The organism is Compostibacillus humi (assembly GCF_014637175.1).
In the GTDB taxonomy this organism is placed as follows: Bacteria; Bacillota; Bacilli; order Bacillales; family Amphibacillaceae; genus Oceanobacillus; species Oceanobacillus humi.
In genome coordinates, this window is sequence record NZ_BMEV01000030.1 from 18,320 (window position 1) to 39,398 (window position 21,079).

General features: G+C 41.0%; 22 protein-coding genes. 15 read left to right on the forward strand and 7 right to left on the reverse strand.

What is annotated here, in order from left to right:
- Nucleotides 1–560: 560 nt before the first annotated feature.
- The 10 genes from larE (at nt 561) to IEV18_RS09160 (ending at nt 9,623) form a co-directional block, all read left to right on the forward strand.
- A complete protein-coding gene (gene larE, locus IEV18_RS09115; protein ID WP_188392083.1) occupies nt 561–1,400 on the forward strand; it encodes an ATP-dependent sacrificial sulfur transferase LarE in 840 nt (279 codons plus the stop codon).
- A 139-nt stretch (nt 1,401–1,539) separates the two neighbouring features.
- Entirely contained in the window at nt 1,540–2,493 is a 954-nt protein-coding gene (gene larC, locus IEV18_RS09120; RefSeq protein WP_188392084.1) for a nickel pincer cofactor biosynthesis protein LarC, read from the forward strand.
- Between the two features lie 7 nt (nt 2,494–2,500).
- Complete coding sequence (larB, locus tag IEV18_RS09125) at nt 2,501–3,262, forward strand: nickel pincer cofactor biosynthesis protein LarB (RefSeq protein ID WP_188392103.1); 762 nt, start codon at nt 2,501–2,503, stop codon at nt 3,260–3,262.
- Between the two features lie 46 nt (nt 3,263–3,308).
- Nucleotides 3,309–3,773, forward strand: a complete 465-nt coding sequence (gene larC2 / locus IEV18_RS09130) for a nickel pincer cofactor biosynthesis protein LarC2 (protein ID WP_188392104.1) — start codon at nt 3,309–3,311, stop codon at nt 3,771–3,773.
- Between the two features lie 49 nt (nt 3,774–3,822).
- Nucleotides 3,823–5,415, forward strand: a complete 1,593-nt coding sequence (locus tag IEV18_RS09135) for an ABC transporter substrate-binding protein (RefSeq protein WP_188392085.1) — start codon at nt 3,823–3,825, stop codon at nt 5,413–5,415.
- A gap of 17 nt (nt 5,416–5,432) precedes the next feature.
- Nucleotides 5,433–6,425 (forward strand): ABC transporter permease, encoded by a 993-nt coding sequence (locus IEV18_RS09140; RefSeq protein WP_188392086.1) that lies wholly within the window; start codon nt 5,433–5,435, stop codon nt 6,423–6,425.
- A gap of 44 nt (nt 6,426–6,469) precedes the next feature.
- Complete coding sequence (locus IEV18_RS09145) at nt 6,470–7,258, forward strand: ABC transporter permease (RefSeq protein ID WP_229733613.1); 789 nt, start codon at nt 6,470–6,472, stop codon at nt 7,256–7,258.
- A gap of 12 nt (nt 7,259–7,270) precedes the next feature.
- Entirely contained in the window at nt 7,271–8,065 is a 795-nt protein-coding gene (locus IEV18_RS09150) for an ATP-binding cassette domain-containing protein (protein ID WP_188392087.1), read from the forward strand.
- 48 nt (nt 8,066–8,113) lie between these two features.
- Nucleotides 8,114–8,731 carry an ABC transporter ATP-binding protein gene (locus IEV18_RS09155; protein WP_188392088.1) on the forward strand — a complete coding sequence of 206 codons (618 nt, stop codon included), beginning with the start codon at nt 8,114–8,116 and terminating at the stop codon, nt 8,729–8,731.
- Nucleotides 8,732–8,765: 34 nt separating this feature from the next.
- Nucleotides 8,766–9,623, forward strand: a complete 858-nt coding sequence (locus tag IEV18_RS09160) for a putative RNA methyltransferase (protein WP_188392089.1) — start codon at nt 8,766–8,768, stop codon at nt 9,621–9,623.
- A 74-nt stretch (nt 9,624–9,697) separates the two neighbouring features.
- Here the strand turns inward: IEV18_RS09160 and IEV18_RS09165 are convergent, their stop codons facing one another.
- The 4 genes from IEV18_RS09165 to IEV18_RS09180 all read right to left on the reverse strand — a co-directional run bounded on the left by IEV18_RS09165 (nt 9,698) and on the right by IEV18_RS09180 (nt 12,568).
- The gene (locus IEV18_RS09165; protein WP_188392090.1) at nt 9,698–11,002 is read right to left on the reverse strand and encodes a hemolysin family protein; all 1,305 of its coding nucleotides are present in this window, start codon (nt 11,000–11,002) and stop codon (nt 9,698–9,700) included.
- A gap of 51 nt (nt 11,003–11,053) precedes the next feature.
- Nucleotides 11,054–11,434, reverse strand: a complete 381-nt coding sequence (locus tag IEV18_RS09170) for a MerR family transcriptional regulator (protein ID WP_268235419.1) — start codon at nt 11,432–11,434, stop codon at nt 11,054–11,056.
- A gap of 154 nt (nt 11,435–11,588) precedes the next feature.
- The gene (locus tag IEV18_RS09175) at nt 11,589–11,951 is read right to left on the reverse strand and encodes a VOC family protein (protein ID WP_188392092.1); all 363 of its coding nucleotides are present in this window, start codon (nt 11,949–11,951) and stop codon (nt 11,589–11,591) included.
- A gap of 185 nt (nt 11,952–12,136) precedes the next feature.
- A complete protein-coding gene (locus tag IEV18_RS09180; RefSeq protein WP_188392093.1) occupies nt 12,137–12,568 on the reverse strand; it encodes a ferritin-like domain-containing protein in 432 nt (143 codons plus the stop codon).
- A 106-nt stretch (nt 12,569–12,674) separates the two neighbouring features.
- On the opposite strand from IEV18_RS09180, the gene IEV18_RS09185 reads away from it, so the two are divergent.
- Together IEV18_RS09185 and IEV18_RS09190 are read left to right on the forward strand one after the other, a co-directional pair.
- The gene (locus IEV18_RS09185) at nt 12,675–13,679 is read left to right on the forward strand and encodes a helix-turn-helix transcriptional regulator (protein ID WP_188392094.1); all 1,005 of its coding nucleotides are present in this window, start codon (nt 12,675–12,677) and stop codon (nt 13,677–13,679) included.
- Nucleotides 13,680–14,031: 352 nt separating this feature from the next.
- Nucleotides 14,032–14,346, forward strand: coding sequence for a DUF378 domain-containing protein (locus tag IEV18_RS09190; RefSeq protein ID WP_188392095.1), 315 nt, complete (start codon nt 14,032–14,034; stop codon nt 14,344–14,346).
- A gap of 76 nt (nt 14,347–14,422) precedes the next feature.
- On the opposite strand, the gene IEV18_RS09195 is transcribed toward IEV18_RS09190, so the two are convergent.
- Nucleotides 14,423–14,683 carry a DUF1292 domain-containing protein gene (locus IEV18_RS09195; RefSeq protein WP_188392096.1) on the reverse strand — a complete coding sequence of 87 codons (261 nt, stop codon included), beginning with the start codon at nt 14,681–14,683 and terminating at the stop codon, nt 14,423–14,425.
- 217 nt (nt 14,684–14,900) lie between these two features.
- Between IEV18_RS09195 and IEV18_RS09200 the strand changes: the two genes are divergently transcribed.
- From IEV18_RS09200 to IEV18_RS09210, 3 genes are read left to right on the forward strand one after another with little or no spacing between them, the layout of a single operon-like run.
- Nucleotides 14,901–16,508: an amidohydrolase gene (locus tag IEV18_RS09200; RefSeq protein ID WP_188392097.1), complete on the forward strand. Its 1,608-nt coding sequence runs from the start codon at nt 14,901–14,903 to the stop codon at nt 16,506–16,508.
- Between the two features lie 26 nt (nt 16,509–16,534).
- A complete protein-coding gene (locus IEV18_RS09205) occupies nt 16,535–17,317 on the forward strand; it encodes a carbon-nitrogen hydrolase family protein (RefSeq protein WP_188392098.1) in 783 nt (260 codons plus the stop codon).
- 18 nt (nt 17,318–17,335) lie between these two features.
- Entirely contained in the window at nt 17,336–18,691 is a 1,356-nt protein-coding gene (locus IEV18_RS09210) for an APC family permease (RefSeq protein ID WP_188392099.1), read from the forward strand.
- Nucleotides 18,692–18,838: 147 nt separating this feature from the next.
- On the opposite strand, the gene IEV18_RS09215 is transcribed toward IEV18_RS09210, so the two are convergent.
- Nucleotides 18,839–19,717, reverse strand: a complete 879-nt coding sequence (locus IEV18_RS09215; protein WP_188392100.1) for a LysR family transcriptional regulator — start codon at nt 19,715–19,717, stop codon at nt 18,839–18,841.
- Between the two features lie 717 nt (nt 19,718–20,434).
- On the reverse strand, nt 20,435–21,079 hold a 645-nt coding region (locus IEV18_RS09220; RefSeq protein WP_188392101.1), incomplete at its 5' end, for an IS1595 family transposase.

Consider the following 21,079-nt stretch of genomic DNA (forward strand, 5'->3'; position numbering starts at 1 on the left):
TAATGTCCCGAAAAACGAGTAAAGGACTTTCAAATGGGTTATAGAAGGCTTCTAATGCCCCAAAAAATGAGTGAAGGGCTATCAAATGGGTTATAGAAGGCTTCTAATGTCCCGAAAAACGAGTGAAGGACTTTCAAATGGGTTATAGAAGGTCCCTAATGTCCCAAAAAATGAGTGAAGGGCTATCAAATGGGTTATAGAAGGTCTCTAATGCCCCAAAAAACGAGTGAAGGACTTTTAAATGGGTTATAGAAGGTCTCTAATGTCCCGAAAAACGGATAAAGTGCTTTCGAGCGGTCCATAGAAAGGTCTTAATGTCACGAAAAGAAAGTAAAGTACTTTCGAATGGTTCAAAACAAAAGCAGTGTATTAACTTGACTATAGAATTTGAATATTTGACTCAACGGAATTGTAATTTTATCATTGGGAATAATCATAAAAAATCCTATTTTTCAGCATCGGATTCGTTCAATCCCAAAATTTCCATCAAATGGGGAAAAAGTGTAAAATAAATATGTGAACTCGGTGATTTAAAAAAATTTAAGATAGAGGTGGATAGTTTGAACAAAATCATTCAACAAAAAAATGAAAAGTTGGGTAAAACTTTAAGAGAACTCGGACGTGTCATGGTTGCATTTTCCGGCGGCGTGGATAGTGCGGTTGTACTAAAAAGAGCACAGCAGGAACTTGGAGACAATGTATTGGCGGTTGTCGTCAAATCTGAATTATTCCGTGAGTCAGAATTCCAGGCGGCGGTACAATTGGCAAAAGATTTAGGCGTAAAAGTTCTGGAAACAGAAATTAAAGAGCTGGAGGACGAAAATATAGTTGCCAATACCCCGGATAGCTGGTACTACAGCAAAAAATTGCTTTACCGTCATTTGAATCAGCTGGCTAAAGAACTGGATTATCCATATGTATTAGACGGTATGATTATGGATGATGAAGAGGATTTCCGCCCGGGACTGAAAGCCCGTACCGAAGAAGGTGTACGGAGCGTTCTTCAGGAAGCTAACCTCTATAAACATGAAGTTCGGGAAATTGCGAAAGCATTAGAACTTCCAGTATGGAATAAATTAGCATCCTGCAGCCTGGCATCGCGATTCCCGTATGGAACGAAGCTTGATATGAACAAAGTAAATCAAGTTAATCAGGCTGAGCTATATTTGCAAAGCATCGGATTTGCTGAAGTCCGCGTCCGTTACCACGACAATGTGGCACGTATTGAAGTGTCTCCGGAGAAAATAGGTGAATTAATTCTAAAACGGGAAGAAGTTCAGCAAAAACTGGTTTCCCTTGGATTCGATTACGTTTCGGTAGACCTTCGCGGTTACCGCACAGGAAGTATGAATGAAGTGCTGCCGGAAACAGAAACAGCTAAATTGGCAGCAAATGCCTAAAAGCATTGAAATATAAGCAGTTTTTCCTTCGAGGATAAACTGCTTTTTCATTTTGCAGCATACAATTTATTGGATGTAAAAATGTTATTATCTAAAACAATAAGGTAAAATAGTATCTGAAAAATAGGGGGGGTTACACGTGAAAATTTTGTATTTTGACTGTTTTTCCGGAATAAGCGGAGATATGACCATCGGTGCCTTGCTTGACGCTGGCGGCGATTTTTCCTATTTAAAAGAAGAATTAAAGAAGTTATCCTTTGATGATGAATATACATTAGAAGTACAAAAAGTCATAAAAAATGGGATTACTGCTACGAAGTTTGATGTTGTGCTGAAACATGACAACAGGCCACACACCCATGAGCAACATTCCGAAAAAGGCGATCAGCTTAACGGACACGGTCATGCTCATATTCATGAAAACGAGCAAACAGATTATCATGGACATGGCCATCATCATCATGAGGAACATAGCCATGGCAACCATGGACATGGCCATCATCATCATGGGGAACATAGCCATGACAACCATGGACATAGCCACCGTCATCATGGAGGACAAGCTCATCACCATCGGTCCTATCAAGATATTGTTCGCATGATTAATGGATCTGATTTGTCCGAAAAGGCAAAACAAATGTCCCTTGCCATATTCAAAAAAATCGGTGAATCGGAAGGACGGATTCACGGTTTGCCGCTTGAGGAAGTTTATTTCCATGAAGTTGGTGCAGTGGACTCCATTATCGATATTGTCGGTACCGCTATTTTATTAGACCAGCTAGGGGTAGACAAAATAGTATCAGCGCCTGTTCCTGTCGGCTCGGGACGGATTCATATTGCACATGGCATCTATCCTGTGCCGGCCCCTGCCACTTTAGATATTTTAAAGGGAATTCCAATTGAACATACCGATGTGAGAGGAGAATTAACGACTCCAACCGGAGCTGGGATTGTAGCTGTTTTAGCGGAAACATTCGGCACTTTGCCTGCCATGAAGGTGACGGATATTGGCTATGGGGCGGGAACGAAAACGTTTGCCGACCGTCCGAACGTGCTGCGGGTAGTTATCGGGGAACAGGATGGACAGGAGTGAAGCAAATATAATGGATGAAATATTGAAACAAGTGCAGGAGGGCTCGCTGACGATTGAGGAAGCGAAGAAAAAGCTGGCTGCCTATGAGGACCTCGGTTTTGCGAAAGTAGACCTTCACCGGCCGATGCGTCAAGGTTTTCCTGAAGTTATTTACGGGGAAGGGAAGTCGGCAGACCAAATCATGGCAATTTTGCAGTCAATCCAGGAGAGGGGCAGCGACGTTTTAATTACGAGAGTGGCAAAAGAAAAAGCGAAAACAATTCTTCTTCGCCACCCGGAATTTACATATGCCGAAACAGGCCGTATATTATACTGGAAGGCCAAGGAGGCAAATAATAACACGGATAGTTATATCGCTATTATTTGTGCCGGGACATCCGATTTGCGGGTAGCGGAAGAAGCGGCTATAACAGCAGAAGTGATGGGCAGCAAGGTGGAGCGCATTTATGATGTAGGGGTGGCAGGGTTGCACCGGTTAGTTGACCATCTCGATGTTATTAGAAAGGCCACCGTTTCCGTCGTTATTGCCGGTATGGAAGGAGCGCTGCCAAGTGTTGTTGGCGGTCTCGTATCCCGTCCCGTCATTGCTGTTCCGACCAGTGTCGGCTATGGGGCGAATTTCCAAGGTCTCTCCGCTTTGCTTGCCATGCTAAACTCCTGCTCCAGCGGCATTAGTGTTGTCAATATTGATAATGGCTTTGGCGGCGCATATAATGCCGTATTGATTGACAGGCTGGCACGAAAAGAAAGCAATGAAATTGGTTACTAAAAAGCAGTATGGAAGGCCTGCTAATTTTGTTAGTAAAAAGGTGGTAATCGATATGCATCCTCCGAATAATGAACATACCGATGATGAAATGCTGAAAATTGAAGTGAATTTGGATGACATTCCCGGCGAATGGCTCGGGCATGTTATGGATCTATTGTTTCGTGCCGGGGCAACCGATGTTTTTTATTCGCCAATTTATATGAAGAAAAACCGGCCGGGTGTCCTCCTCCAATTGCTTTGTTCAAAAAATGACTTCGACGCAATGAAAGAAATTTTGTTAAGCGAAACAACTACGTTAGGGTTTCGTTATTATCCGATTACGGTGCAGCGGATGGAAAGAAGGTTTATTAAAGTGAATACAAAATGGGGCGCTATAACCGTAAAGCAAGGGATTTCTAAAGGAGAAGTGTTTCAGCAATCACCGGAATATGACGAATGCAAGTCCATTGCCGATAAATACGGTGTTCCATTAAAAAAAGTATATGAGGCGGTTTGGAAACAACTGCCATGAACTGATTTTTACACAACGTATTGTTTTCCCAAATCAAGGAGAATGATGAATGAAAAAAAGCTTTGTATTGCTCTTTGTCCTATTATTTACTATTATTACGGCCTGTGCTCCAGATAAGGAATCGGTACAGGATGAAGTACATAACGCAAAAGACAGTTTAGTATTGGCGCTGGGGAATGAGCCGGAAGAAGGGTTTGACCCGACCGTCGGCTGGGGGCGTTACGGTTCGCCTCTCTTTCAAAGCACCTTATTTGTACAAGATAAAGACTTCAATATTGTGAACGATTTGGCGACCGATTATGAAATAAAAAATGGCGGACTGGAGTGGGTTATTTCCATTCGTAATGATGTAAAATTCTCCGATGGCACACCGCTTACGGCCAATGATGTCGTTTTTACCTTTGAAACGGCGAAAAACAGCCATTCCGTTGTTGATTTGACGAATGTAAAAAGGATAGCTAAATTAAGCGACGATCAAGTGCAATTTATATTGGAAAAGCCCCAGTCTACTTTTATCTACCTTTTAACGATGATTGGCATTGTTCCGAAGCATGCCTATTCCGAAAATTACTATGAACAGCCGATCGGATCCGGACCGTACCAGCTCGTTCAATGGGATAAAGGACAGCAGCTCATCGTAGAAGAGAATCCGTATTATTATGGAAAAAAATCGCCTTTTAAAAGGCTAGCTTTTTTATTTTTGTCTCCTGACGCTGCCTTTTCTGCAGCTAAAGCAGGCGAGGTGGATATTGCTGCCATTCCTGTCCATTTTGCCGGGGAAAAAGTGGAGGGAATGGATTTGATCGCAGTGGATACGGTGGATAATCGGGGGATTATGCTTCCGTTCGTGAACAGAAAAGAAATCGATGGCACAATCATAGGGAATGATGTGACTGCAGACATTGCTGTTCGCAAGGCGATGAACATTGCCGTTGACCGGGAATTAATGATTAAAGATGTATTGAACGGATTCGGCACTCCCGCCTATTCCATTGCTGACGGCCTCCCTTGGTGGAATCCAGATACGGCGTTTGCCGACGGGAAAACATTTGAAGCGGAAATGCTTTTAGATGAAGCAGGCTGGACAGTGAATGAAAACGGCATCCGGGAGAAAAATGGCGTAAAAGCCTCCTTTTCTTTAGTGTATCCGGTCAATGATCAAACGCGGCAGTCCCTTGCCATTGCCTTTTCTCAAATGATGGAGGAGATTGGCATTGAAGTAATACCCGAAGGACGGAGCTGGGAAGAAATCGAAGAGGTGATGCATTCCACTCCGGCAGTGATGGGGTGGGGGAGCCACGACCCGATGGAAATGTATTACGTATACCATAGCAAGTTTGGCGGAAAGGGATATCATAATGCGAATTTTTACCAGAATGAAACCGTTGACGATTATTTGGACATGGCGTTGCTTGCAACGGATGACGAAACAGCCAACGAATATTGGCATAAAGCCCAATGGGACGGAGAAACAGGTTTATCCGCCATTGGCGATGCTCCGTGGGTCTGGCTCGTAAACGTGCAGCATTTGTATTATGTAAATAACAATCTCGATATCGGAGAACAAAAAATTCAGCCCCATGGGCACGGCTGGCCGATTACCGAGTTTATTGCCGACTGGAAATGGAAAGAGGAACAATAAGGAAGATGGACAAATCGATGAAAACAAAATTAATCAGTAAAATAATCCTCCATAAGCTCGCAAAATTTACTTTTGTCCTTGGCGGGGTAACTGTGCTGACCTTTATTATCCTTAGTTATTCGCCTATTGATCCGATCCGGGCGTATATCGGTGCAGACATGCTCGTTGTCAGTGAAGAGCAAAAGGAGGCAATCGCTGATTATTGGGGAATAAATGATTCGAAATGGCAGCAGTTTATTAACTGGTTTTCCGCCATTATCCAGGGGGATTTTGGAACTTCCCTCCTTTACCGGCAAGATGTTCTTACAATAATAAAAGAACGGTTTACAGCATCCATATGGCTGATGGGAACCGCCTGGGTCCTTTCCGGAATCGTCGGTTTTACCTTTGGACTTCTCGCTGGTATGAAGGAAGGGAGCTGGATAGATTGGATAATCAAAAATTATTGCTATCTCATTGCTTCAACGCCTGCTTTTTGGGTTGGAATACTGCTCGTCATGTGTTTCTCTGTCTGGCTCCCGATATTTCCCGTCGGACTTGCCGCCCCCATCGGCATGGAAAGCGAAAACGTGACTATATTAGATCGGATTTATCATCTTGTGTTGCCGGTTTTGACGTTGACAATTGTCGGTGTCGCTAATATCGCTCTGCATACGAGAGAGAAATTAATTGAACTATTAAAGAGTCCATATATCCGATTTGCCAGGGCGCAAGGACTTTCAGGCTTCCGATTAATCGGGAACCATGCAATACGAAATATTTCCTTGCCGGCCATATCCCTTCATTTTGCCTCCTTTGGCCATTTATTTGGCGGAGCCATTTTGGCCGAACAGGTTTTTTCCTATCCTGGTTTGGGAACGACCATTGTACAGGCTGGATTACAGAGTGACGTTCCTTTATTGTTAGGAATAGTCATTTTCAGTACGATATTCGTTTTTTTAGGAAATGTATTGGCGGATATATTATATGTTATCGTTGACCCGCGAATGAGAGAGAGTGAAGCCGGGTGAAGAATAATTCTTGTGAGTTCTTTTTTTTACGAAAGAAGCAGATTGTGAAAATATTATGTTTGCTCCTGTTTCTGCTCGTCTTTATGCTAATCCAAATTTTCCTCGATGGAAAAAGTATCGAGGCAAATTTTTCGGAAAAAAACTTAAGCCCTTCGTTTCAACATCCTTTTGGAACTGACTGGCTCGGCAGAGATATGTTGCTGCGTACCTTTATCGGGTTAGGAATAAGTTTTAAAGTTGGCATATTTGCTGCCCTCCTTAGTACAGCTTTGGCTTTGTTCTTTAGCATTTTGGCAGCAGTTCATAAAGTTTTTGACGCTTTCGTGACGGGACTGATTGATATTTTTTTAAGCATTCCGAATCTGCTGCTCGTCATTCTTATTGTTTTTGCCTTTGGCGGCGGCCCGACAGGGGTGATTTTAGCAATAGGTTTTACCCATTGGCCCAAATCGACCCGTCTGCTGCGGGCTGAAATAATGCAAGTAAAAACAGCCCCATACGTACAAATTTCGGGGAAAATGGGAAAATCCCCGTTTTGGATCGTGAAAGAGCATTTTCTCCCGCAGCTTATGCCACAGCTTCTCGTTGGCTTTACGCTGCTGTTCCCCCATGCGGTATTGCATGAAGCGGCGATAAGCTTTTTAGGCTTTGGGCTGCCGCCGGAACAGCCGGCTATCGGAACCATATTGTCCGAATCCATGCAGTACTTCGTTACCGGCATGTGGTGGCTCGCCTTTTTTCCGGGATGTTTGCTCGTTTTATTTGTCATTATTGTTAATCAATTAGGCAAGTTATTAGTACAACTCTTCTTTCCTTCAGAATCCCTTTCATAGCGAGGTTACTAGATGATGACACGAACAAAAACAGTGTTATTAGAAGTGAAAGACTTTTCCATGACATTAAAACAGTCTGGGAGAACTTTAAATATTATTAGAAGCCTGGATTTAACGGTACATAAGCAGGAAATGGTTGCCATTATCGGTGCGAGCGGTGCGGGGAAAAGCATTCTTGCCGATGCCATTATCGGGCTATTGCCGAGGAATGCTGTCATCGAAGGGAAAATGGAATTTCTCGGCCAGCCGTTAACCGATAAGTTACAAGCCAACTTAAGGGGCAGAGAAATAATTTTGATTCCGCAAATGACGAATGCCTTAAATCCGTTAATAACTGTAGGGAAACAAGTTGGATGGACAGTGGGAAGGGTAAATAAGAAAAAAAGACTGAAGGAAATTTTTCAGCAGGTTGGATTGGCAGAAACTGTGATGGCCCAATACCCTCACGAGCTGTCAGGCGGTATGATGCAAAAAGTTTTTCTTGCGATAGCATTGGCTAGCCAGGCCCAGCTGATCATTGCCGATGAGCCGACGAAAGGACTGGATAAGGAAGCAGTGAATGCTGCGCTGGGGCATTTGCGGCAGCTGGCCGATGCCGGGAGAGGAATCGTTCTCATTACCCATGACATTCAGGCCGCCGTGAAATTTGCGGATACGATTGTCGTGTATTATGGCGGTAAAACGATCGAAGTGACAGAGGCAGCCAACTTCTCTGGAAATGGGGATAAATTAAAACATCCGTATACAAGAGCATTATGGAATGCACTGCCTGAAAACGGATTTATTCCTGACAATCCGATGGTGTGATATTAGCTCATATTGCAACTGGGGAAAATAATAAAGGTGAGATGATTCATGCTTCATGTTGACAATGTTAGTTTTCGTTATCCAAACCGCCCTTGGCTTTTCCGCAACCTCTCTTTGACCATTGATAAGGGAGAAATTGTCGGGATGTACGGAAAAAGCGGCATCGGCAAATCAACGCTTGCTAAAATTATTGCCGGATATATAAAACCTTTGCAAGGCGAAATTCGTATTTGTAATAATAAGCTTACCGGGGAAAAAATCTATCCGGTTCAATTAATTTGGCAGCATGCAGAACTGGTGATTAATCCGTCATGGCAAATGAAAAAAATTCTTGCTGAATCCCCTTATTTGAGTGAAGAAATGTTATCCTGCTTAGGCATTCAGTCTTCATGGTTAAGCAAATATCCCCATGAATTATCGGGAGGGGAACTGCAGCGTTTTAACATTGCTCGGGCATTAGGAACGGATGCCCCCTTTTATATTGCTGATGAGATTACGAGTATGTTTGATGCGATTAGCCAAGCCCAAATTTGGCATAGCTTGTTGCAGGAAGTGGAACAACAACAAAAAGGCATGCTCGTCATCAGCCATAATCAAAAATTGCTGGAAAAAATTTGTCACCGCATTGTTCATTTTTCGGATCTCGCGATGGCGGATAGAGATTAGCAGGTAACGTTGAGGAAAGGTGGTGGGGAATGCAATGAAGAAACGAGAGATAAAAGCAGCTTTTGTAAAGAAAAATCAAGAGCTATTTCAATGTCCCATTTGCCGCAGTTCGCTGGAAGTTGCAGAATTCCAACGATTCGTATGTTCCAATGGCCACAGTTTTGATTTTGCCAAACAAGGGTATGTCAATTTGTTAACGAAACCGCCTAAAACAAAATATGATAAGACCTTATTTCAGGCAAGAAAAATCATTATAAACGATAGCCCGTTATATAAAGATTTGCATCAGGTTATTGCTGAAAAACTGAATCAAATGGTACATGGAAAGTTCACGATTGCTGATTTAGGATGTGGAGAAGGATCGCATCTGCAAAAAATCGGGAAACGTTTTGATGAAAATGTGACCGCCGTCGGCTTGGACATTTCGAAAGAAGGAATATTGCTCGCTGCAAAATCGTACGAAAAACCGATATGGCTTGTTGGAGATTTGGCCCAGTTGCCGTTTCAGAATAGATCTATTCATGTCATATTAAATATTCTATCTCCTTCTAATTATCAGGAGTTTACAAGGGTTTTATCGGCGGATGGTGCCATTTTGAAAGTCGTTCCCGGAAGCAATTATTTGCAGGAATTGCGGAAAATATTTTTTGCGGAAGAGAAAAAAGATAGCACACAAAATACGAGAGCTCTTTTTCAAAAACATTTTGAGCTTATCGAAGTAATCAATATTCATCGTACATATTCGATTTCCGAAGAACATGTGGAGTCATTATTGCATATGACCCCATTATTATGGTCGGTGGATTCGGAACAGCTGGAAAAGGCAGGCAAACAGCTGAAAGAGATTACGGTTGATTTGGATATTTTAGTCGGCCGCCATAACACGTTGTAGGATGACCGGAGAGCCGAAAAGATAAGCGGCAGAAACGCTCAGCAAATGCGTGTTTCTGCCGCTTATCATTTTTTCTAAATGGCAACCGATTCGGTCATCGCCTTCGTTACTTCCAAATATTGAATATGGTGTCCTTCCAATTCTTGCACTTTAAACAGGTAACCTTCATATTCTAATTCAGTACCGACTTCATATTCATAAATTTGGGTAATAAACCATCCGCCGATTGTATCTACTTCTTCATTGGAAATTTCAATGTTCAGTAGTGCGTTCACATCCTCGATGAGAACTTTGGAATCGATTATATAATGATCTTCATTTATTTTTCGGATTTCTGCCACTTCATCGTCGTCAAATTCGTCACGGATTTCGCCGACGATTTCTTCTAGTATGTCTTCAACGGTTACTAATCCGGATGTTCCTCCATATTCATCGATCAGTATCGCCATATGAATCCGTTCTTTTTGCATTTTAACGAGCAAGTCATGGACACGAATCGTTTCAATAACTTGGATAATTGGATTAATGAACGACTCAATCTGGAATTCTTCATTTTGAATCGCAGCAATAAGAAATTCTTTTGCGTTGATAAAGCCGATAATATTATCCTTATCTCCGTCGTAAACGGGATATCGGGTATAGTTTTCCGATTTGATCAGGTCAACGATATCTTCGTAAGTGCTGTCTTTCGGAATGGCTATAATTTCCGTCCGCGGAACCATAATTTCCTTCGCGATTCTTTCATCAAATTCAAAAATATTATTAACGAATTTTAGCTCATCTTTATTGATTTCCCCGCTTTTATAGCTTTCCGATAGCAGAATTCGCAGTTCTTCTTCAGAATGGGCAGTTTCATGTTCGGATGCGGGTTTTAAGCCAAAAATTCCCACTAATAATCGCGCTGAACCGTTTAATAGCCAGATGAACGGATACAGCAGCCGGTAAAACCAAATCATTGGTTTTGCTGTAAGAAGGGTGATTGTTTCCGCCTTCTGAATTGCAACGGTTTTTGGAGCAAGTTCCCCGATGACGACGTGGATAAAGGTCGATAATAAAAATGCAATGGCAACAATCAATACACTGGATAGGGACGGACTGACGTTAAAAAAACGCAGGATAGGGGATAGAATGACTTCAAAAGTGGATTCCCCAACCCATCCAATTCCTAGAGCCGTGACAGTAATCCCGAGCTGACAGGCGGATAAGTATTCGTCTAAATGGCTTGTGACGATTTTTGCAGAAGCGGCCCCTTTTTTTCCTTCCAATACTAATTGGTCAATCTTCGAAGACCGGACCTTGACGATGGCAAACTCGGTTGCAACAAAAAATGCAGTAAAAATAATAAGGATAACAAATATTATCAGGTTAACGGTTGTCAATGAAACGTCTTACCGAAGTAAGACAAACACCTCCTAAATTTTTCAAAAATATTAATTAATAAAAGAAAGCAATGTTTTAACTAACGATAAACTGTCCTGGGACAGTTTGGATTTAAACTCTTTATATTTTTCTTCATCGTTTTTTTCCAAATGGTCCAATACTTCGGTCATTTCTTTTTCTAAGTCCTTTATCTTTAGGCGAAGTTCGAGCACATCCACTTCTTCAGCATATTTTTCGATAATTTTTTCTTTAATTTTATCTAAAGACATTCCTTTTGCCTTGCAGTCTTCAATAAATTGAATTCTTTCCACAGACGAATAATCGTAATAGCGATAATTTGAAGGGGAACGTTCTGCTTTCAACAAACCGAGATTCGTGTAATAATCAACGGTTCTTTTCGTTACGTTAGCCAACTCAGCCAACTCTCCGATTCTTAACTTTTCTGCCCCATCATTATCCCTCCGAACTAAAACGTGATGGTTATGATTTTAGTATATTCTAGTTTACTAGTTATTTCAATATAATATTCTTTTCTATTTAGGGCAGGATTGTTTATTAAGAGGTGTCTGTTCTGCTTTGCCAAATTTAAAGGGCTTGTATCATTTCAACCCGGTTTCCGAATGGATTGCGAAATTCGAGACGGTCGTATTTTGGAATCGGGATAGCTTCAGTTATTTTTATCTGATTTTTTTCCAGCTTATTTCTCCAATATGCCAGATTGTCTACTTCATAGGCAATGTGGGCTTTTGTTTTATAACGGTCAACACCATCCTCTATACCGACATGGACATCTATATTTCCGGCTTCTAGCCAAAATCCGCCGCGTCTTTTAAGGGAATCGGGTTTTTCTTTTTCATTTAAGCCAAGTATGCCGCAATAAAATTGTTTAGCTTTCTCTTCTGTACCTTTCGGGATAGTAATTTGCACATGATGAACCGAACAAATCATAATAAACCCTCCTATAATGAATCCTTCTATCTTTCATCATATACGGGTTTATGTATTAAATAAAATATTCATTTTTTATTATTCCTGATAAGAATTTCTTATTGTTTTAGCCATGCAAAGGAGGGAGGGGAAGAATCGATAAGATTTGCGGAGTGAAATAAGGGGAAGGATGCAGAAAATATCCGCTATCCTTCATGATGCAGCAAGTTTTGCAGCATGGTGACATGGTTTTTGTCACGGGAAAGAATTTCTTTTACAATAGCAAGGCTTTCTTCATCAAGGTCCCCGTCAAGGAGTTTTTGGGAAATTTCGATTCCCCGCTCTTCACCGGCGATAGCGTCTTTTAACATCTCTTCCGTTCCGGCTGTCGGTTTAAGCTTTTTCATCCATTGGACGACAGAGCCTTTTACACCTGGATTATTGACAGGTTTCCCGCCAAGATTTTGAATCCGTTCAGCGAGAATTTCAGCATGATGCTTATGTTCCTGCTGGATTTGCTGAAAGATTTTTTTAATCGATTCATCGTCAGTCCGGTGGATATAGTCATCGTACGTGTGAATGGCCATATAATTTCCTTCCAGAAACTGATTTAGTTCTTCGATAATCTTTTCACTCATCGTATCAATCTCCTTTATATGGACATATTATTTGCGGCAAAAAGGAAAATATACCCTTTACCATCGGTACCTGGCACCTGTTACAATATAAGAAGGGAGGTATTTTATGAGAAAGTTAAAGAAAACAGAAAGAATCCTTGGTCTCATCAATGTGTTAAAAAAATTTACCGATGAAGAAAATGAGTTAAAAATCCGGGAGATTATGGAGCATTTGCAGGAAGAGTTTGGCGAGGACTTTGAAATTCATGAAATGTCTGTTTCCCGGGATTTAAAGGAATTGCAGCAGTCACGATACATCGACTTAATCGTAAATTCTGACGGCGAAGGGAAACCGAAGTATTACAGCTATAAAAATCGGCTTTTTGAGATTCAGGAATTGCGGCTTTTAATGGATGCCATCAGTTCAGCCCGCTTTATTACAAAAAGCGAAAAAGAAAAGATGATAGCTAAAATAAAGCAGCTGACGAGCATTCCGCTGGCAAATAACCTCGTAAATGAAATATATATAGACGACTACGCCATTGATGAAGCAAAAACAGTGAAATACAGAATTTTTTCTTTACATAATGCCATTCAGGAAAAGAAGGTCATCCGTTTTATTTACGGGCGGTACAATATTGATAAAGAGTTTGTCTTGAGCAATGATGGAAAGCCGAGAGTACTTCATCCGTACGCCCTTATTTGGAAAAATGATTATTATTATTTAATCGGAAAGTATGAAAAAGAGGGAGAAATGGTTCACTTTAGAGTTGATCGGATGGTTGACGTGGAGGTGACGGACGAAACTTTTGAGCTGGATCCGGATTTTGAAATTTCCAGCTATGTCCGACAGCTTTTTCACATGTTTGCTGGTGTGGAAAAAACGCTGAAAGTCCGTTTCCATAACAGGCTGATTAATGTTATCATTGACCGATTCGGCAAAAACATTTCGGTTAAAAAGGATGGAGAAGACTTCTTCATAATTGAAACGAAAGCGATGATTAGTGACGGTCTTGTCAGCTGGCTGCTCACGTGGGGAAACAATGCGCAAGTCATCGAACCCCCGGAATTAGTGGAAAAATTAAAAGATGAAAGCAAAAAAATTTATGACCTGTATCATAGTGAAAAATAGTCCCTTTAGGACCGTTTCCAAAAGTGTTTGTTTGGGGAGGAGTCGCTTTTCTGCAACCATGAGCAAAAACGGCTTTGAACCATTTGCCCGAGAAATGAAGGATTGGATTGCCTGTTAATTCTCCGTTGTTATATGCCCATATGAATCCCTAACTAAAAAACAGGAAGGTACAGGTGCTCTCGGCACTAAACATATGCTAAGCACATAACTGGCGGTTGAAAAAAGAATAAGAATCAGCAGAACATGGAGTTCAGGGGTTTTCAAGTCCCTGAACTTCTTTCTTTTGCCTTATTTTTAAGTATATTCATGGAATTTTGTTACAAACTATTTAACAAACAAGGAGGTGAACCGGATGACTTTTTTAAGAAATCTTGCAATTGCTTTAATGGTTATCGGAGCGATAAATTGGGGTTTGATCGCTTTTTTTCAGTTTGATTTGGTTGCAGGCTTATTTGGCGGACAAGACGCATTTTTATCCCGTGTAGTATATGGACTCGTTGGGTTAAGTGGTTTATATTATGTTATTTCGCTCTTTACCGGAGAACGGTCTGATTTGGCAGTTGGGAATCCTGATTTCCGGACAGAATTTGCGGAAGATGACGATTTTGCAGATTTGACAATGGAAGACGATACATCATACCGCCGCCCGACGGAAAGGGATGAATAGCAGCAAAGCTAAAGTAAAAAACAGATAGGGGTTTTACATACACCCCCATCTGTTTTTTTCGTGCCGCCCGTGATACTTATTCCAATATTTCATCAAAGGCTTTTGACACTTTTTCAAATTCTTCATCCGACTCAATTGCATCAAGATCTCCATCAGCATCGACTTTTAGAAAGAAAATATCGATATCTTCGTCATTATCTTCCTCCAAATCTTCCACAAAGCTGACGGCAATATATTCTGTCCCCTCTAAATTTACTTTCGCCAGCACTTCAACCAGCTGCTCCTCTTCGGATTCATCCGTAATGGTAAAGATTTCTCCTACTTCAATATTGTCCATAATCTTAGCCTCCTTTTATGAACTATAAGCAGTGTTGCCATCTGAGCCTCAAGTTCATACCTTTGGACACATTTTTTACGGTAATCCCGGATTTAAAAAGAGAAAAGTAAAATCCAATCGCAATTTATTTAACAAAATGTCTAAAGAGGAATAAAGGGATTTTTGTTATTCTAAAAGTTACGAATATTCCGTATTGAATTAAAAAGGAGGAGGAGCAATGGATAAAGCAGATATTATCTTGCAGGGAAACCAAATTTTTACTGGGAAAAAATTCCTCTCCGGTTCCATTATGATTAAACACGGAAAAGTCATGGATATCCTTCCAAATAGAGAAGTTGAACCATATATCGGTACGGATACAAAAGTGTTCTCCTTTGAAGAAGAGACGATTCTTCCTGGATTTCATGATTTTCACATCCATTTAACATTAGGCTGCCTGTTTGATGATTACGTCAATTTGAGCAAGGCGCGATCAGCAAGGGAAACGGCAGAAATGGTAAAAGCGTTTGCTGACAAGCGGCCGGATGATCCGTGGATTCTTGGATTTAGCTGGTATCACGTCTTTTGGGATGAAAAAGTGATGCCTGATAAGTCGATTTTGGATGAACTGATTCCGGACAGGCCAGTATTCCTTTTGAATGCTGAATGCCATGGAGCATGGCTAAACAGCAAAGCTCTTGAAATAGCAAAGATTCATGAACATACACCTGACCCACCATTTGGCACGATTGTTAAGGATGAAAATGGACAGCCGACGGGAATATTGCTCGAAACCGCGATGAAATTGGCAGTCGAAGCGTTCGATATACCGGCTCCTAAAGCAAAGACGCTGATGAAGCGGTTTATTGACAAAGCGAATCGCCTCGGCATTACTTCCGTTTCTGATATGCTGCCGCTGCCGGGATTTGAACTGGGCGATCTCTCATTATACAAATCCTTTGAAGATGAAGGAGAGCTGACAGTCCGGACCTTTTTCTTGAGCCCTTTAAACGGCGATTTGGAAACCGCAAGAGAGTTAAGAGACACATACCGGTCCGATACATTGAAGTTTTCGGGACTAAAGCAATTTCTCGACGGAGTACCGACGACATATACGGCTTATATGGTAGAACCATATTCGGACAAGCCGTCCACAAAAGGGGAACCGTTCCTGCCTGTAGAGACATTAAGGGATTGGGTTGTACAGGCTGATAAGGAAAAATTCCGCATCCGTCTGCATGCATGCGGTGATGGAGCCGTTCGATTAGGACTGGATTTGTATGAAGCAGCACGCAAGGAAAATGGTTTGCGGGATTCTCGCCATACGATTGAACATATCGAGGTTATTCATCCAAATGATATCCCGAGGTTCCATCAATTAGACGTCATTGCCTCAATGCAGCCGGAACATTTGGCCATTTCCGATGAGTTTAGCGACAATTCCTATCTGGACCGGTTAGGCAAAGAGCGGGAAAGGTATACATGGCCGATAAAAACCCTCGCAGACAGCGGCGCAAAATTAGCTTTTGGCAGTGATTTTCCGGTTGTCGAAATTAATCCGTGGCTGGAAGTTTACCGGGCGGTAACGAGAAAGTTTAATGACGGGCTTCCGGAAACAGGATGGAATCCGAATGAGAAGATTAGCCTGCAGGATACGATTCGTTACTACACGCTCGGCCCGGCCTATGGAAATTTCATGGAAGACCGCTTAGGAACTTTGGAAGCCGGCAAATTGGCAGACATTATCGTCGTTGACCGCAATATCTTTGCAGTGGAACCGGAAGCATTGCTGGAAACAAAAACGAAATTGACCATTATGGATGGAAAGGTCGTGTATGAAGACTAAAACTCTCTTAAAGAAGGAGGACAGCAATGAGAGAATTTAAGATTACGCTAGCCCAACTCCAGCCGGCATTTGGGAATGTAAAGAAGAATGCAGAAACAATGAAAAAGGCTATCATTGATGCTGCTAGTCAGCAAGCCAATTTTGTTGTATTTCCGGAACTGTTTTTAACCGGCTATTCTGTCGGTGAAAGGCTGCATCAGCTTGCAATAAGGGTAGAAGAAAGCTCCGTCCTTCAGCAAATCCGAAAGTGGTGTAAAGAACAGCAAATAGGTACTGTCTTCGGTTTTCCCGAATACGCCGGTGGAACATATTATATTTCCGCTTGCTATATCAATGAGGAAGGAAAAATAGCTAGTGTGTATCGGAAGGTGCATTTGTTTTCCGATGAGAAAAATTTTTTTAAGCCGGGCGATACATTCCAGGTTTTTGCTACCCCTTTCGGAAAAATGGGCGTGTTAATTTGCTTCGATGTTGAATTTCCGGAAGCTGCAAGAACATTAGCCATCATGGGGGCGGAATTTATCGTCATTATCAATGCGAATATGGATCCTTACGCAGACTATCATTCCACCTATGCAAAGAGCAGGGCGATGGAAAATGAAGTGCCAATCATCATTTGCAATCGGGTTGGCAAAGAAGGGGAATTGCATTTTTGCGGGGAGAGCATGGTCATTGATTCTGCCGGGAAAATTCTAGCGCAGATGGGTAAAGAGGAAGAAATAAAGACCGCAACAATTTGCAAAGATTCGGGCAGGAAAATACTAAACTATAAAGCACAACGTCGGCCTGAAATATATTTAAATAAATAATGAAAGATAGGTGAACGAATGGTTTCAAAAACGGCGGAATTTAAAAAAGTCCTGACATTATTTCCAGTTGTGCTTTTTGGACTGGCGTATATGGTGCCGCTTACAATTTTTACAACCTATGGCATTGTTTCGCAGATTACTGGCGGGATGCTTCCGGCAGCATATACCATTACGCTCGTTACGATGCTTTTTACAGCTTATAGTTACGGGAAAATGGTAAAAGTTTTCCCTTATGCCGGCACTGCTTATACGTATACACAGAAATCACTCAATCCGTACATGGGATTTTTCACCGGCTGGATATTGCTGCTCGATTATTTATTTTTGCCGATGATTAATTATCTAGTAATCGGAATTTACTTAAATGCGGAATTTCCTGCTGTTCCTGTTTGGATATGGATTCTGGTTGCCATCGGGATTGTCACGTTTATCAACATTCGGGGCGTAAAAGTGATAACCAATGTCAACTTTATGCTGATTGCGTTTCAAATATTAGTTGTTGTGATATTTATTGTCCTTTCCATTAAAGGATTGCTTCAAGGGGAAGGAACCGGCACCTTGTTTTCGACGCTGCCATTCTTTAATCCGGACGGTTCCCTGAATCAAGTATTTGCCGGAGCTGCGATACTTTGCCTTTCCTTTCTCGGCTTTGATGCGGTAACAACTTTGTCGGAAGAAACGATCAACGCAAAGAAAAATATTCCGAAAGCGATCTTCCTTGTGACCATTATCGGCGGGCTGCTGTTTATCGTCGTATCCTATTTGGGTCAGCTCATTTATCCGGATTATATGTCATTTAACGACCCGGATTCGGCGGGTCTGGAAATCACTGCCTTCTTAGGCGGAACATTGTTTAAGGCTATTTTCCTGGCTGGCTATATTATGGGATGTTTTGCATCCGCCTCCAGTTCCCATGCGAGCGTATCCAGGCTGCTCTACGCCATGGGCCGGGACACCATTCTTCCGAAAAAAGTGTTTGGCCAATTAAATCCGAAGTACCGGACGCCGGTTTATAGCACGATTATTGTTAGTGCTTTTGCTTTAACAGCAATGATATTCAGTTTGGAAACGGTCTCATCCTTTATCAGCTTCGGTGCCCTCGGAGCCTTTACGATGGTGCATTTATCCGTCATCGGCTACTATTTTGTAAAACAGCGGCAGCGTTCACCAAAGGATTCGATTCTCTATCTCGTCATCCCGGCTATTGGCATTATTTTATGTATTTGGCTATGGACTAGCCTAAGCATGCTTGCATTAACATTAGGAATCAGCTGGATTGTTATCGGATTCCTATACCTCGTCTACTTGACAAAAGCATTCAAGCAAAGTCCGCCGGAACTATCCTTTGAAGAAGCGGAAGAAAAAATTTCTTAATGAAGATTTACGGAAGCTCAAGTGTAAACCGGATAGTTTTGCTGAATATTTCATTGGTAAGGTCAATGGGGGTTCAGGCTCATCCTTTTCGTTTCATAGGAAAGATGCGTGGTATCTGCAACCACGCATCTTTTTTAGCAGCTGCTGTTAATATTTTAACGAGTGTATCTCTATGTTTCTATTCGCTCGTATCGTTTCCATAAATTTTTCTAGTGTTATAGTAAGATAAGTATCTTTTCTGCGAATAAACATTGTTTTGACTCTACTATATTGCTCCGGAAGATAGTAGGTACTTACGAGACCGCTGTTTATCAAATGTTCGGCGGATGACTTTGGGACGAAGGCGATGCCAAGCCCAACAACAACGCTGCGCAGAATTGTTTCCAGCGTTCCGAATTCCATTATTTTATTTGGATGGATTCTATTGTCCTTGTACCATTTCTCCAGTCGTGCCCGGTAGCCGCAGCCTTTAGAGAAACAGAGAACCGGTTCTTCCTCTATTGCTGCAAAAGCATTGACATGACTGCCGGAAATAAGGACAAGTTCTTCCTCAAATACCTCTTCGGCAATAATTTCAGGGGAAAAATTCCCATCGGTAACGAAAGCGCCGTCCAATTGATAATCAATAACTTTACCCTCCAGTTCTTCCGTTACCCCTGAATATAAGGATAACTCGACATTTTTATACTTCTTGTCAAATGAAGCGAGTATGTTAGGAAGCTGAAAAACCGTTTCAATTGTGCCGATTTCTAATTTCCCTGATGGCTCATCTTTACTCTGGATTGCTTTTTTCATCTCACTGGCCAATAACGTGATTTTTTCGCTATAGGTTAAAAATTTCTTTCCCTCCGGTGTTAAGGTCATACCTCGACGGTGCCGGTTAAATAAAGGTGTATTCATTTCTTTTTCCAGTTTTTGAATTCGGGACGTAATATTGGATTGGACATAATTTAGTACTTTTGCAGCCTCTGTAATCGTACCTTTCTCCGCTACCAATTGAAAAATTTCTAAGTCTCTAAATTCCATAATTATCATCATCCTTTAATCCCAGATTGCCACTATTATGATATCACAAATAATGATGATAATAATCATTTATATTCGTTTTACAAGATACCTTAATTTATAGATAATAAATTATGAAAATAGCGAAGCGAAAATACAGAAGAAAAGGCGCTTCTATATTTTCAATACCCCTATGTTTTTTTCAATAAATTTTTCATCTATTTGGCAATCTGGCTGACTAAATGCCAGATTGCGGTCATTTCTTTTTAAAAAGGGCTATGTTAAAGTTTATTGTTGATATATAGGGTAAAAAATTAGAACTTCCGTTTTTTGGAAGTTCTATTAGTAATAACGTCTTCTTCAACTAACGCACCCATTTGTTTAATTGCAACTTTATTTACTTTTATTTAATTTACTTTTAAAAAGTAGTAAGTTTGAAACTAACGCTACCAATGTAAACAAAAAAGCAAGAATAAGAATTGAAATTCTAATGGTGTACGATAATTCGTAAATTCCAAATCCATAAAAAAGGAGGTAACAAAACGCAGAAATTAACATAAATAACGAAGGCAGAATTGCTTTTCCTTTAACATTATTCCTCTTAATTATATAGCCAGTAAATATTATACTTATCAAAAATCCAATGATACCAATAATAAATAAAGATATTGGGTACATCGTATAATCCCCCTTCCTTCTTAAACTCTACTGCCCCGTTAGTTGAACAAGCATCAGTGTTTATACAGCAAATTTATTTAACCTAAGTGTATCATAGGTTTCTGAATTCTGTACTAAATTCCCTTTAATAATCAAGTCATTCATTGTTACTTCATTTCTTTGGTGATGGATACTTTCCAAGACCTGAAACCAAGTAAGGTAATTGTTTAAATACTTGGTCGCAACACCGTTAAATCGTTGCATCCAACCTTTTAGTCTTCTATGATAATTATTCACGTTCTGGATGTGATAAAGCCCCTTAGTACGAATCTTACCATCGGACTTGAATTGGTAAATATCCATTCCTTTTTCAGCAGCATATGTTTTAAATGCACGCCAAGAATCCGTGCATAGTATATTTTCACTTGAAAGCCTATACCCGATGGCTTTGTCTAATTGGTCTTTGGTTAACCTACCCATACCTAATATCTGCGAAAAGGTGGTTTTATCACGGTCTCTTGCAACCAACACGCAAACTTGTTCATTGCTTATACCACGTTTCTTCGCAGAACCACCACGCTTACGTGGTTTTCTACCTTTAATTTTTCTTTGGCCTTTTTCTGAGTACAAGAAATAGGTCTCGTCCATTTCAACGATACCTTCAAAATTTGGTATTTCCATTTTTTTTAACGATGATAGTAGTTTGTGCCTCCAATAAAATAAAGT